Genomic DNA, 14,321 nt, shown 5'->3' on the forward strand with positions numbered 1-14,321 from the left:
AATTGAGCCACTTTTCAACGGTTCGATCACATAAAAAATGAGCCACCCGATTTCCAATTTTCATTACCTCCCTCCAACGATTATGATCGCCATCTTAAATTATCCCCTTTTCCCACATGAAACAGATCGCTTCCATACCGTTTTTCACATTCGTGAAGACGAAGAACAGTTTCTTTGGAGCCATCACCTTGAATTTCATGTACTCGACTTGTCACAATTTATGGTAAAATGGAAGAAATATCGGAGAGAAGTGAAACAGTCACCGGAATGGCCATGGCTAACGATGTTGTCGGCTGTCGATGGACGAACGAAAAAAATGGATGAAGAGATGTTTCGTGAATTGGAGGGAATAGCCATGACAGAACAAGACATTTTAGAAGCGCTAGAAGAATGGCAAAACTTAAGCGTCGACCCCGAAAACCGTTACGCATACGAAATGCGGCTGAAATGGCTCCTTGATCAACTCTCAAACATTCGCGGCAGTCGGGAAGAAGGAAGACAAGAAGGATTGAAAGAAGGATTAGAACAAGGTCGAGAAGAAGGGAAAAATGAAACGATTCGAAAAATGGTCGAAAAAGGAATGAGTATAACAGACGTTGCCCATATTCTCGACATGACAGAGGAGGAAGTACGGGAGCGGTTGGGAGATTAGCGAACGGTGTCGGGTGCTGTTCAACTATGTTGTGTCCCTCTTTGTCCCACGTCAATGATGTTGCACAGGTGATTGGAGAGCGATCAGAAAATCGATTCGCTGTTCAAATACGTCCTGAATTAAATCATCGAAAAAGTATTAAAATGAAAAACCGCCGTGTTGCCTTATTGGCAGCACTGCGGTTTTTCTCTTACTAGCGATGCTCATTAGCGAACGGTGCCAGGCACTGTTGTTCATGTCGCGTGCACATCGAAATAATACATACTTGGCTCCTCACGCTTCTCGTGGAAAAAAAGCGACCGATGATATCGGGATTCTTCCCCGATATGAAGGGACGATGATGCACGATGCGTTCGGTACGTATCCGAAATACACACATGCCACCCATGCCCTTTGTCATGCCCACCATTTGCGTGAGTTAAAAGGATTCATCGAACAAGGGCATACGTGGGCGATGCGCATGACCACGTTTCTGTTAGCCGCCAAGCAAGCCGTCAAAGCCCATCACGGTGCACTTTCCGAAGAAGAAGCGAGACGGTGGGAACGAGTGTATGATCGTATCCTAGCGAAAGCACAGCACCGATTGGAAACGATGACACCTCTTCCGAAAAAGCACTCGCTTTTGTTCGACGCCTTCAAAAACGAAAGGAAGAAGCGCTGCGTTTCTTACGTGAAGTACATGTTCCCTTTGACAACAACCAAGCCGAACGCGATCTTCGCATGGTTAAAGTCAAAGAGAACATTTCGGGTACGTTTCGCGAAGAAACATTCGCCCAGTCTTTTTGTATCACAAGAAGCATCGTTTCCACACTGACGAAACACGAAAAAAACGTGTGGGATTCGTTATGTCTTCTGTTGACGGGTGACACGCTTGATCGCGTTCTTTCTACCACTTAGGGCATTTTCTATTACGGGGATGCCCTATTTGTGTTGCGCTTCTTTACATACTACTATCGGAGTGAATAGTTACAATAGAATTTTTTGATGTAGCTAATTAAATGAATCGCACGGTAAATATTGGGTTGATTTTTTTAAATTCCATTTGTAAATTATCACTTTATTTCCGCACAAAAAAGACTCTTTTTTGCACATTCCTTCGGAATATCCCTCTCCCCCTTTCCGAAAGAATGTGCTAAATTTTTTGTGAATTATTTCGGAATGGGACATGGGTGATTTCCAGAGGGGGGACGAGGACGTGATTCGGTTTCATGACTTTCAGGTCGATGTCCAGACATATGCCCAGCGGGGAAAACAAAACGACTTTCCCCTTCTTAAGCGGTGCCCTCATTGCCAGGCAAAACGCCCTCTTTATCGCCATGGGTACTACGAACGAAATGCCGTGACGTCGCATCAGTCTTATCGCATTTGGATCGCTCGGTATCGCTGCCCGGAGTGCAGGAGGACGGTGGCCGTGTTGCCTTCATTTCTTCTCCCTTATTTTCAGTATACGTTGCCCACCATATGGAGAGTGGTGAAAGAACGGTTGGGCCTGACTCCGAAACGGGGGATGGAGGAGGCTCCACTCCTTCCTACGGATGAAGGGGTTTTATTTTATGTCCGACGTTTATTCCGAAATTTGAACCACCTTCATTGGTTTTTTGCGGAGCGCTGGAGAAAAATTGGTCCTGCCATCGCCCAAGCGAGAGAACGAGCCCTATGGTGGATCCAGACGATGGAGGAGATCGGCCTCTTTTTCGTCATCCAAGAGATATGGGAGCACCGATCGACGCATCTTTTTGCACGTACATTCAGTTCCTGATTTTACTTATATCCCCTTATATGGAATCATTTATAGATTCCACAAACCTTTCCTCTCGACGGTCGGGGGAATGATCCGATAGGATAGAGACAGGATGGACCGATAAGGTCCTAGAATGGGATGAACGAAGGAGGAGATCGAAATGAATGAGTCGATGAGACAGGAGATCGCTTTATTTCGGTATGGATTGATCGCTCCATTGGTGAATGGACAAGTCGATCCAAAAACGTACTTGAAGGAAGTAGCGGAACGGATCCATCAAGTTCCCCACCATGGAGAGAAACGCATCGCCGCCAAAACGATCCTCGACTGGTGCACGCAGTACAAAAAAGGGGGCTTTGAGGCGCTGAAGCCGAAACGACGGTCGGACCGTGGCCATTCCCGGAGGCTGTCACCTGAAGAAGAGGATCACATTTTAGCCCTGAGAAAAAAACACCCCCACATGCCCGTGACGGTGTTTTACCAACACCTTATCGAGCAGGGGGAAATCCAATCCATCTCTTATTTCACTATATACCGACTTTTAAAAAAATACAACCTCGTGGGGAAAGAAATTTTACCGATTCCTGAACGAAAACGATTCGCGTACGATCAGGTCAATGAGCTCTGGCAAGGTGATTTGTCCCATGGCCCGTTGATTCGCGTGAATGGCAAAACGCAAAAAACGTTTTTGATTGCCTATATCGATGACTGCTCGCGGGTCGTGCCGTACGCTCAGTTTTTCTCTTCCGAGAAATTTGACGGGTTGCGGATCGTAACCAAGGAAGCGCTGCTTCGATACGGAAAGCCGAAGCGAATTTACTCGGATAACGGCAAGATTTATCGGGCGGAACCCTTGCAGTACGCCTGCGCGGAGTTAGGGATCACCTTGATCCATACCCAGCCGTACGATCCGCAAAGCAAAGGGAAAATCGAACGATTTTTCCGCACCGTACAGACGCGGTTTTACCCGTTGCTCGAAATGAATTCACCGAAGTCGCTCGAAGAGCTAAACGAGCGATTTTGGAAGTGGTTGGAGGAAGATTACCATCGAAAACCGCATGCCTCGTTGAACGGGAAGACGCCACATGAAGTGTTTCAATCGCAAGTCCATTTGGTGTCGTTCGTCGAGGATTCGGATTGGCTCGACTCGATCTTTTTGAAACGCGAATACCGTAAAGTGAAGGCCGATGGTACGGTCACGTTGAACAAGCAGCTGTATGAAGTTCCGCCCCGGTTCATCGGACAATCGATCGAACTCCGTTATGATGAACAAGGCGTGTATGTGTACGAAGACGGTCAACGGGTCGCCGAAGCGGTCCTTGTTCGCTTCGAGGACAATGCCTATGTGAAACGCCATCGGTCACCGTTTGCGGCGGTTCCGGTAGAGGGAGGCGAAAACGATGTATAAAACGTTTTATTCCCTTTCCCGAGAGCCGTTTTCGAAGGAGACGAATCCACCAGAGGCTTATCAAGGGGCCTCGTATCAAGAGGCCCTCGCCGCTTTGGACTACGTGAAACGAACAAGAGGGATCGGGCTATTGATCGGTGAACCAGGGGCCGGCAAGACATTCGCCCTTCGGGCGTTTAAGGAATCCCTGAATCCGTCACTGTATCACGTCGTTTATTTTCCATTGTCAACGGGAAGCGTGATGGACTTTTATCGCGGCCTTGCCTTCGGGCTCGGGGAAGAGCCGAAATACCGCAAGGTCGACTTGTTTTATCAAATCCAACAAGGGATCGAGCGCTTGTATCATGAACAACGGGTAACGTCAGTGTTCATCCTCGATGAAATGCATTTAGCGAAGGATGCCTTTCTGCAGGATATCGCGATCCTGTTCAACTTTCACATGGACTCAACAAATCCGTTTGTCTTGATTTTGGCGGGGCTGCCCCATTTACAGGCAAAACTACGGTTGAATCAACACCGTCCGCTTCACCAACGAATCATCATGCGATACCAGATGGGGCCTCTTGATAAGGAAGAAGTGGTAGGATATATCGAACACCGCCTGAAACAGGCGGGGGCGAAACACCCGATTTTTACCCCAGCTGCCTTAGAAGCGATCGCCCTGCAGTCGCAGGGGTGGCCGCGGATCATCAACAACCTCGCCACCACTTGCCTGTTATACGGCGCTCAATTAAAAAAACATATGATTGACGAAGACATTGTGCGTATGGCAGCCGAAGAAATGGGGTACTGACACAGCAGGGGCTGATCGGCCCCTGTTATGTTTCATCCCGATCCATCCTCATTCTAGTTAATCATCCGAAATAATGTGCAAATGTTCGGAAATAATCTGCAAAGCCTGGAATAATTCGCAAAGATTTTGCACATTATTTCCGAATCCGTCCGAAATAATTTGAAAAAGGGATTCTGAAATAATGTGCTAATTTACACGATCTTTTGTCAGAACTCTTTCAAAATCGATGATCACTCCCTTAAGTAACTATGGAATTACACAACGAGAGAGGTTTAGAATGGAGATGATCATATCTTCATGTGTGAAGTTGTATCCATAAACATCTTATCTTTGAAGTCATACTTTTGGAAATGGGATAGTAAAACATATTATGTTGTTAACACTAACCTACAACGTATACGCAGAAACTAAGGGACATTGTACAACAGCAAGTACGAACTCACCTGTAAAAAGAAGGAGCTCATCCCGGGAATAACTTTTAGGATCTCTCTCCCAATTAGTCAGCGGAGATTAACCTTTCATCCAAGTACTTTAAAAAGTCTGTTGCCTGCCATAATACATCAGTAAAAGCCTGTGATAAGGTTCATTCATTAACCTTGAAGAACGCAGCTCCTTGTTGTGGGTGTCGGAAAACGGCGCCCGAACGCAAGCGCCCCCGGCGGCGGGAACACCCGCTACCGGGGGCGCGCAGCCTTTGGAGGCTATTCTTGCAGGGGAACGCAGAACTCTTCGTCGTAGTAGAGGTCCTGCCCAAGCTCCACTCGGCCGAAAAAGAGGGGCTGAGGCTCCTCGACCAGCTCCAGGCGGTAGACGGTGCTGACGTAGAAGGGGATATCGGGCTCCTTGACCGGCACCGGTGCCATGCGTGCCCAGTCTAGGGCCACAATGTCCTCCAACAGGTAGTCCTGGAAGGCGCCCAGCATGTCAGTGATGGCATAGCCCATGTCGAGAATGCCCTGCTGGATATGCCGCCACTTCCGCCAAGAGGCCTCCAGGTAAGAGAGGCCAAAGTAGCCCGCGGCACCGGGCCCACGCAGCCCCTCTGTGCAACGGCTCAGGAAGAGCAGGAGGCCCTTGACGGTGTCGACCGGGTCCGTGAAGAACACATCAAACTGGCCGCGGAGATGGGACGGCAATTCATCCCGCACGTCGTAGACCTCAGCGTGGACGTGGTCCCAACCACGGTCCCGAGCCACGTCGCGAATGAAGGTGATGATGCGCTCGTCCACATCCAGGACGCAGATGCGCCGCGGCAGCCCCGAGAGCGCGGCCGCAATGCTTGTAAGGTCATCATCGCCCAGTAGCAGAATGTCTCGTCCCATCAGATCTCCCTGTTGGGCCATCAGGGCCAGCCGTCGCACGGTTGTCTCGGGCGTCACGTATCCTTGATCAAAGTCGGGCGTCGCCTTGGGCCGCATGGCTGCGATATCTTGGAAAGCAGCAAGGACGCTGTCAAAAGGCGGCCTCAGAACAATGCCGCGCCCCGCGCAAGCCTCACAACGCTGTTCGGCCACCCGTTCCAGACTCAGAGTTTCCGCCTGCTGACGCCCCGCCTCGGTGATCACGAAGCGATCGCCGTCGTAGACCACCAGTTCGCCCTCCAGGAGCGACTGCAGGGCCTTCAGCACCTGGTGGGTCTGGGCTTGCGCTGCCCGCATCAGCTCCCAGTAAGATTTGGGACCGAAGTAGAGTGCACGAAGCAGAAGCGCGTCGATCCGACGGTTTTCCGCAGCAATACCTATTGTCGACATAGGTACCACTCCTTTCGCTCTAAAAGAGTAAAAGAGTAGAGACGCATTTCGCCACGACTTCCTTAGTTTTCAGCGATCGCCGAGAAAACATACGTGGTGGTTCAAACGTTTTTGGAATGTTTGTCTGTTGTCTTCTTAGTGTGGGTCTAACAAGCATCCGGCTACATGTCTTCAATGGTTTTTTCTTCGTGACCATCACGATTCCCATTCAGATCATTTTTCCATAAAACTGCTTGCGACCGCTCTAAGTCGCTGCTAGCATCAATATATACGTTTCCCGAGCATGTCTCATCAAAGCGCACTTATTTTCTCTCCACAGTGATCAACTCTTGCACGAACACAGGCAACTGGAAAAGGGCTTTGTGCATTCTCGGATGATAATAGCGGGTATCAACTTGATGGAACCTCGTCTCATCCACTTCCATAGGATCATACTTTTTAGAACCAATCGTAAAGCTCCACAACCCGCTTGGATAGGTAGGAATGCTCGCAGTATAAAGGCGCGTAATTGGGAAGAGCGAAGAGATATCCTTAAATACTCGACGAATCAGATCACGGTTAAACCAAGGAGATTCCGTTTGTGCAACCATGATTCCGTCTTCTTTTAGTGCTTCAAAAATCGATTGATAAAACGGCTTTTGGAACAAGCCAACAGCTGGTCCCACAGGCTCGGTGGAATCCACCAAAATCACATCATATTTTCCTTTGTTTTCTTCAACATGTTTAATTCCGTCAACTACTTCAATTTTGACGCGTGGATCATCTAAAGCACCCGCGATTTTGGGGAAATAAGTTTTGGAAGCTTCGATCACTTTGCCATCAATCTCTGCCAAAGTAGCTGTTTTTACCGAAGGATATTTTAAAATCTCACGAATGGCTCCCCCATCTCCACCGCCAACAACAAGCACATGTTCCGGATTAGGATGGGTATTCATCGCCACATGGGTAATCATTTCATGGTATACAAACTCATCAACATCGGTAGTCATTACCATGCCATCTAAAACAAGCATGTTGCCAAATTGGACTGTTTCAATTACATCAAGGGTTTGAAATTCCGTTTTTTCATGGTGTAAAGTACGACGAATCTTGGTTGTGATTCCATGATCGAGAGTTTGTTTTTCTGTATACCACAGTTCCATCTCCATCCTGTAAAAGTCCTCTCTCCTTTATTCGAATTTTGAAATAAGTTCTAGTTGTAATGTGCTATTAAGATAAAGCATCCTTCATCTTTCAGATATCGAATAGCATTCTTGCTGCTTTCGATAGAGAAACAATAAAGGATGCCGCTAAATCCGGAAAAATTTTTTAAGGTTTCATGAGCATTGCGTTTCTATAGGGTTTAAATCGGTAATAGTGTGACGGTATCTTTCGCTTCCAGATTTTCAATCATTTCATACCAAGAATTCGGTTTATTCGATAAGACAGAATAATAACGTTTCAAAAACTTCACAACAAGATCTGCTGGAAGTTCATTCACGCTATCGTCCATCGGAAGAAAACAAAGATCAAGACCAGTTACGGCTTCTCCATCATTGTTCCAAGATGGATGGACATAAGGGAAGTCAAGCCGCTTATATCCCAAATGAGATAATACCTCACGACGAACATATGGATCCATCGGCTTAATCCCGCCAAATTCATAATGCTCTACCCGATAAGGATCATAAATTTCGGCGAACATGCCATATAACTGCTTTCCATTTGCTGCAGCCCAGTTGTTCAAATCTTCTAACCGCTTTTTGGCTAAAAATCGACCGATCCCTAGTCCTGCTTGGTCGATAATGGTAAAATCTGTCATTGCGACATTTAAATCTTCATAATAGCGATACTCTGTCGCACCTACTACCTCTCCTTCGTGAACAGCAACACACACACGAATTCCCGGATCTTCCAGAGGCTCTTTCCATAAATCGAATGCTAATACTTCTTCAGGAGGAAATACATTTTGCATCAATTGGTGCATTTTTTTAAACAAAGGGTCTTCAATACTCGTAATTCTGCGATATTCCATCTTCATCATTCTCCTTGTTAAGATTTTGGTCTATAAAAAGGATTTTTCCATTCCATCAGTGCTGCATAATTGCACGATTCTTCATCCTCTAAATAGTTCGCCACCACTTTAACAGGTGTACGGCCGCAACGGAGCAGGAAGGTAATAACAGGGTCCTTCAATTCGCCTTTTACTACAGCTTCGAGATATTGTTCCGCTGTCATCTCATGAGCTTTTTTATGATAGCCAGGCATTCTCCCTCCGCCTAACAGCCGTTCTAATCCCAAATGAACAACCACTTCATACATGGATAACATCAGCCATTTTCCCAGCCCTAATTTGCGGTAGGCAGGACGCACGCCAATATCAACAACATAGAGCGTATTCCCGTTTGGGTTATGGTTACGGATATATCCATTATCCGTGATCTCTTCCCATGTATGATCCGGATGGCTGGGATCAAAGTCAACAATAAGTCCCGTCATCGACCCCGCAATTTCACCATTCACCTCAACACATAAGGCTCCCTCTGGAAACAGTGTAACATGATTTTTCAGCTGTTCCGTATTCCACCATAATTCAGACGGGAATGGTGGAGGAAAACTTTCCTGTTGAATGCGGATTAAGCCAGGGAAGTCCTTTTCTTCATAATTTCGGATTACCGCTGGGACAGGACGATCTTGGTCAAAGACGTAAAACTCCTTTCGATACATTCTTCACCCTCCTCATAGAGCAGCTAGTCACATCTTATTTCCAGTCCGGATAAAGATCCGTGCGCCGATCACGCCACGTAGTGACGGAACCACTTTCGCGAACCTGATATAACAGCTCTAAATCGAGATCAGCGGTTACAATCATATCATGGTTGATTTCCCCTTCTACCAAGATGCCGCGTGGAGGAAACGGGATGTCGTTCGGTGTAATCACCGCCGCTTGCCCAAAATTTGCCCGCATAAAATCAACCGTAGGAAGGGAACCTACCGTACCAGTGGTGACGACATAGACTTGATTTTCGATTGCTCTCGCATGACTGGTGTAACGGACACGATGAAATCCGTGACGATCATCGGTGCAAGAAGGACAGAAAATGACATCAGCACCCTTGGCCTTTGCCATTCGAACAATTTCTGGAAATTCGATGTCATAGCAAGTCAACATCGCAATGGTTCCTTTGTCGGTCTCGAACACCTGCAGGCTTTCTCCAGGAGACATGTTCCATTCTTTTACTTCCGTCGGAGTGATATGAAGCTTTGGCTGTTCGGCGACTCTTCCGTCTGGATAGAATAAATGAGCCACGTTGTATAATCGTCCGCCTTTACGGATGACATGGGTTCCTCCAATAATATGCATCTTTGTTTGTTTAGCCAAATTAATAAATAAAGACCGATATTGTTCTGTAAAATCAGGAAGATCTTGAATGGTCAAAGGCTGCCCTTGCTGGTTGCCAATAGACATTAGCTGGGTGGTAAAAAATTCTGGAAACAAGACAAAATCCGCTCCAAACTCTTCCGCTGTTTTAATATAATGTTCTACTTGTTTGGCAAATTCCTCAAACGATTGGATGGTATGGAGATGATATTGAACCGCTGAAACCCTCAGTCTCATAGTATCCCCCTCTCTTGTTATCCATCTAGTAACGTTTCGCCTCAGTCATGTGGCGTTACTGATATTATTAGACACATCATTCAATTTAACAAGTACACACTTTCTTGTTACATAGTGTGAAAAAGTATACTAAAAGAGGATAAACGAAAAAGGAGAATAAAAAAAGAAGTCTGCAGAAACGATGAGGGATCTAATGATGGAGATAATGTTTTGTGAGCTGCAACCACTCTTAACCTACTGCCGCTTCTATGGGAATCCCCCGCACATTAGAAGCAGGAGTCTTCTCTCCTTAACTTATGTAAATGAATCCCCTACTGACGAAATTTCAGGAGAGTTTCTGTCAGACCGGTCTCACATCCAAACAGTCATCAACGTACATACAGAAAAACCAACGGACAGCGGATCTTTCATAAAAGATTGTTGTCCGTTGGTTTTTAGCGTCTAATATAACATAACTTATTGCTTTCTTCATCTCTATCTTGATGAGCGTGTATTTTCTATGAAATTTTGTCTGCCAGTAAAAGTACATAATAATTAAAAAAGAATGCAAGCAGGGAGTTTTCGAAGCTTTAAAGGAGGAAGTGTTTTTTTCTATTTGGCGGCCTCATCATTGATTTTTACTTGACCCTTTACGACAGTCTCCATATAGTTTCTGCCCCATTCATACATAGCATCAAGAATTGGCATCAGACTTTTTCCATGCTCGGTCAGTGAATATTCCACTTTTGGTGGAACAACAGGATAGACTTCACGATGAACAATTTGATCTTCCTCCAGCTCTCGCAACTGGTTAACAAGCATTCTTTGGGTGATCCCCGGCATGAGAGCTTTTAGTTCACTAAACCGCTTCTTTCCCCCTTTTCCTAGATGCCATAAAATAAGCATTTTCCATTTACCGCCAATAACAGCGAGCGTTAATTCTTTTTCACAGTTATACGTTTTGCCACAAACGTGTCCCATCGTTTCACCCCCCTATGTTGTTTATTATAACCTATAGTATACTCTTTGTCACTTTATGATAATAAAGCACCTACTCACAAATAAATGTTATACATATTCATTTACACTCATTGCAGACCGCATTCATTCCTTCTGGATGGTAACAGTCTTTTCATGATACATCCCGTTCATTGTATCTATATACCTTTATACCTTTTATATCATTAAGTATATTTTTTTACACTATATTATATTTTTATCACTACATGATAATAAAGTGCGTACTTCTCAATAAGTTTTATACACATTATACTAGCATCTGTAAACAATCACGAGTACTGGAGGGAGCAGCATGAATCGTTTTACTATTCCTCGCGATATTTATTTTGGAGAGAATGCTCTCGATGTTTTAAAAACACTGGAAGGAACAAAAGCTGCCCTCGTCATTGGCGGCAGCTCCGTCAAGAAAAACGGAAATCTTGATAAAATTCAGCAACTTCTTTCAGAGGCCAATATAGAAACAAAAGTGATTGATGGAATTACGACAGAACCAACAACCCAAATGGTAAAAAAAGGAGTGCGCATTCTTAATGATTTTCAGCCAGATTGGGTGATCGGGATTGGCGGCGGGTCAGTAATGGATGCGGCAAAAGCGATGTGGTTGTTCTACGAACATCCAGAATTGACATTTGAAGAAGCGACACGTCCATTTAGCCTGCCACGCTTACGCACAAGGGCAAAGTTCGTGGGGATCCCAACGACAAGCGGAAGTGCATCAGAAATATCCAATTTATCGGTTATTACTGATGCAGAAACAGGGGTCAAATATCCACTGGCTGATTTTGAACTGACGCCAGACATGGCGATTATTGATCCGATTATGGTCCAATCCATGCCGAAGCACGTTACAGCCTACAGCGGGATGGACGCAATCACACATAGTATTGAAGCATACGTAGCAAAGCCTCGTACGATTTTCACAGATTCCTTGGCTATTGAAGCAGCTCAAGTACTGAAAGAAAATCTTCTTGCTTCTTACCACGGAGATGCTAAAGCCCGCGAACAAGTTCATTACGCTCAGGCGATGGCTGGAATGGCATTTGCTAACGCGGTGCTAGGAAATGTGCACAGTCTTTCACACAAAAGCGGCCCAATATTTAACATTCCGCATGGATGTGCCAATGCGATTTATTTACCATATGTAATCCAATTTAATCGCACGGTAGTCGAGGAACGTTATGCAGCAATTGCCAAACGGCTCGGTCTGAATGGGGAAAACAACAAAGAATTGGTGGATTCACTCATTGCTTGGATTCGTGACTTGAATAATAAGATGAATATTCCAAATACACTTCAAGAATACGGAGTGTCCGAAGAAACGTTCACCGCACACGTGGATGAAATGGCGGCCAATGCCGTAAAAGATCCTTGTACAAGCACAAATCCGCGTGAAACTTCTGTAGAAGAAATGAAAAAATTATATATCGCAGCGTTTTATGGTCTAGATGTCAACTTCTAAACAAATAAAAAAAAGCAAAGCCTGTCACTAACATTCTTACCAGCGATAAAAAGATCGGATTCCATTGAATCTGATCTTTTTATCCCACCGTTTGCTTTTATATTTATATTACCATAGATGCCTTAAAAAAGGTACTAGGTTATTTTAATCATTGCCTTTTAGCGGATGTATTTTGTTTAAACGTTCATGAACGACAAATACATGGACAAGATTTTCTCCCTGAAATGGGCATTATTCATAAAAATACCAATTCGTGCAATGTAGTAAACCTCGTTACATCTGCTCTATCAGCTTTATTCTTTTTGAAAAATGTTTCAAAAAGACAGGGGGGATAACATTGGATTCGATGACCTTTGTCCTGTTTGGGGCAACAGGTGATTTAGCTAAACGAAAAATTTTCCCTGCATTATATAATTTATTTCTCGATCAAAAAATGCCTCAGTCGTTTTCCATTATTGGCGTAAGCAAAAGAGAATTATCCGATGATGAATTTCAAATATATGTGGAAAATTCGATAAAAACCTTTTCCAGACGTTTAACAAATGACCGTTCCAAAATGGAAGAGTTTCTCCGTGCGTTTCGTTATACTTCTTTAGATGTAACGAATGCACAAGGGTATAAAAAGTTGCTTGAAATTGTTCAACAACGTGAAAAAGAATTGAATATTCCTGAAAACCGTATGTTTTATTTATCTGTTGCGCCGGAATTGTTTGATGTGATTGCGTCGAACATCAAGGAAAGCGGATTAGGATCCACCAATGGTTGGAGACGTCTGATTATCGAAAAACCATTTGGTCACGATATAAAATCGGCCCAAGATTTAAACGAAAAGTTAAGTCAAGCTTTTGAAGAAGAAGAAATTTATCGGGTAGATCATTACCTTGGAAAGCCGATGGTCCAAAACCTTGAAGCTTTAAAATTTGCCAATCCTGTGTTTCAAGCGATATGGAACAATCAATATATAGCCAATGTGCAAATTACGGCAAGTGAAACGGTTGGAGTAGAACAAAGAGCAAGCTATTATGATCAGGCAGGAGCCATTCGCGATATGTTTCAAAATCATATGCTGCAATTGTTAATGATGACAGCCATGCACCTGCCAAAACAGATTAGCGCAAAAGAAATCCGTAATGAGAAAAGAAAAATCATGGAATCTCTTCGACCAATACAGAAAGAAGAAGTAGGTTTACACGTCGTTCGCGGCCAATACGGTCCTGGAGAAATCGATGGCAGACCAGTGGTTGGATATAAAGAAGAACCTGGCATCGATGCTTCTTCGACAACGGAGACATTTGTTGCGGCCCGTCTGTGGATTGATGATGAAAACTGGAGCGGAGTGCCATTCTACATCCGTACAGGTAAAAGAATGAAGGAAAAGTCCACACGCATTGTGATTGAATTCAAAAATCCGCTAAAGGAATGGTATTTACCGAAAAATGAGGAAACAGCTCCTAATCTTTTGGTGATTCAAATCAATCCGAACGAAGGCGTTTCGCTGCAATTCAATAGTAAAAATATATTCAACAATGGAAAGATGGAACCCGTTCATATGCACTTTACAACTAATCAGAAAGAGGTACCCGAAGCGTATGAACTCTTAATTTTTGACGCTTTGCACGGCGATTCGACTTTCTTCGCCCATTGGAAAGAGGTCGAACTATCTTGGAAATGGCTGCAACCTGTTTTAGAGGCATTTGCGGAAAATCTCCTTCCTCTTCATTCATATCGTTCAGGTTCGATGGGACCAGAAGCTTCTTATCAATTATTGAAAGAAGACGGATTTTATTGGCGGTAAATAAGCTCTTCCGGAGCAAACCTGAAAACATAATTTCTGGATAAACTAACTATGAAATAGGAATAGCCAATCTTCTTTGACCAAGATATTTTTAGGAGGTAGTCAGCATGAGAGTCGGGTTAATC

The 14,321-nt window shown here is 44.6% G+C and carries 12 protein-coding genes and 1 pseudogene; 7 read left to right on the top strand and 6 right to left on the bottom strand.

The window, feature by feature from the left end; all coding sequences use genetic code 11:
- The first annotated feature begins 82 nt into the window (after positions 1 to 82).
- The 5 genes and pseudogenes from DI44_RS14220 (at position 83) to DI44_RS14205 (ending at position 4,594) form a co-directional block, all read left to right on the top strand.
- Complete coding sequence (locus tag DI44_RS14220; RefSeq protein WP_014194835.1) at positions 83 to 652, top strand: Rpn family recombination-promoting nuclease/putative transposase; 570 nt, start codon at positions 83 to 85, stop codon at positions 650 to 652.
- A gap of 259 nt (positions 653 to 911) precedes the next feature.
- A pseudogene (locus tag DI44_RS0116885) lies at positions 912 to 1,549 on the top strand (transposase); the annotation flags it as partial.
- 298 nt (positions 1,550 to 1,847) lie between these two features.
- The gene (locus tag DI44_RS19355; protein WP_011229674.1) at positions 1,848 to 2,411 is read left to right on the top strand and encodes a DUF6431 domain-containing protein; all 564 of its coding nucleotides are present in this window, start codon (positions 1,848 to 1,850) and stop codon (positions 2,409 to 2,411) included.
- A 142-nt stretch (positions 2,412 to 2,553) separates the two neighbouring features.
- The gene (locus DI44_RS14210; RefSeq protein WP_011229853.1) at positions 2,554 to 3,801 is read left to right on the top strand and encodes an IS481 family transposase; all 1,248 of its coding nucleotides are present in this window, start codon (positions 2,554 to 2,556) and stop codon (positions 3,799 to 3,801) included.
- A complete protein-coding gene (locus DI44_RS14205) occupies positions 3,794 to 4,594 on the top strand; it encodes an AAA family ATPase (RefSeq protein ID WP_011229854.1) in 801 nt (266 codons plus the stop codon). Before DI44_RS14210 ends, DI44_RS14205 begins: the two co-directional genes overlap by 8 nt.
- Before the next feature lie 701 nt (positions 4,595 to 5,295).
- On the opposite strand, the gene DI44_RS14200 is transcribed toward DI44_RS14205, so the two are convergent.
- The 6 genes from DI44_RS14200 to DI44_RS14175 form a co-directional block, all read right to left on the bottom strand.
- Positions 5,296 to 6,345, bottom strand: coding sequence for a bis-aminopropyl spermidine synthase family protein (locus DI44_RS14200; RefSeq protein WP_033024631.1), 1,050 nt, complete (start codon positions 6,343 to 6,345; stop codon positions 5,296 to 5,298).
- Positions 6,346 to 6,647: 302 nt separating this feature from the next.
- On the bottom strand, positions 6,648 to 7,487 hold the full coding sequence (gene speE / locus DI44_RS14195) for a polyamine aminopropyltransferase (RefSeq protein WP_033010880.1): 840 nt from the start codon (positions 7,485 to 7,487) through the stop codon (positions 6,648 to 6,650).
- Between the two features lie 200 nt (positions 7,488 to 7,687).
- Positions 7,688 to 8,359 carry a hypothetical protein gene (locus DI44_RS14190; RefSeq protein ID WP_033024632.1) on the bottom strand — a complete coding sequence of 224 codons (672 nt, stop codon included), beginning with the start codon at positions 8,357 to 8,359 and terminating at the stop codon, positions 7,688 to 7,690.
- Between the two features lie 17 nt (positions 8,360 to 8,376).
- On the bottom strand, positions 8,377 to 9,051 hold the full coding sequence (locus DI44_RS14185; protein ID WP_033010867.1) for a GNAT family N-acetyltransferase: 675 nt from the start codon (positions 9,049 to 9,051) through the stop codon (positions 8,377 to 8,379).
- A 34-nt stretch (positions 9,052 to 9,085) separates the two neighbouring features.
- On the bottom strand, positions 9,086 to 9,943 hold the full coding sequence (locus DI44_RS14180; RefSeq protein WP_033024633.1) for a carbon-nitrogen hydrolase family protein: 858 nt from the start codon (positions 9,941 to 9,943) through the stop codon (positions 9,086 to 9,088).
- A gap of 591 nt (positions 9,944 to 10,534) precedes the next feature.
- Positions 10,535 to 10,903, bottom strand: a complete 369-nt coding sequence (locus DI44_RS14175; RefSeq protein WP_033024634.1) for a winged helix-turn-helix transcriptional regulator — start codon at positions 10,901 to 10,903, stop codon at positions 10,535 to 10,537.
- A 331-nt stretch (positions 10,904 to 11,234) separates the two neighbouring features.
- Between DI44_RS14175 and DI44_RS14170 the strand changes: the two genes are divergently transcribed.
- Both DI44_RS14170 and zwf read left to right on the top strand, forming a co-directional pair.
- Positions 11,235 to 12,401, top strand: coding sequence for an iron-containing alcohol dehydrogenase (locus tag DI44_RS14170; RefSeq protein ID WP_033011684.1), 1,167 nt, complete (start codon positions 11,235 to 11,237; stop codon positions 12,399 to 12,401).
- A 337-nt stretch (positions 12,402 to 12,738) separates the two neighbouring features.
- Positions 12,739 to 14,196, top strand: a complete 1,458-nt coding sequence (gene zwf / locus DI44_RS14165) for a glucose-6-phosphate dehydrogenase (protein ID WP_033024635.1) — start codon at positions 12,739 to 12,741, stop codon at positions 14,194 to 14,196.
- Positions 14,197 to 14,321 lie beyond the last annotated feature (125 nt).

Source organism: Geobacillus sp. CAMR5420 (assembly GCF_000691465.1).
Lineage (GTDB): Bacteria > Bacillota > Bacilli > Bacillales > Anoxybacillaceae > Geobacillus > Geobacillus thermoleovorans.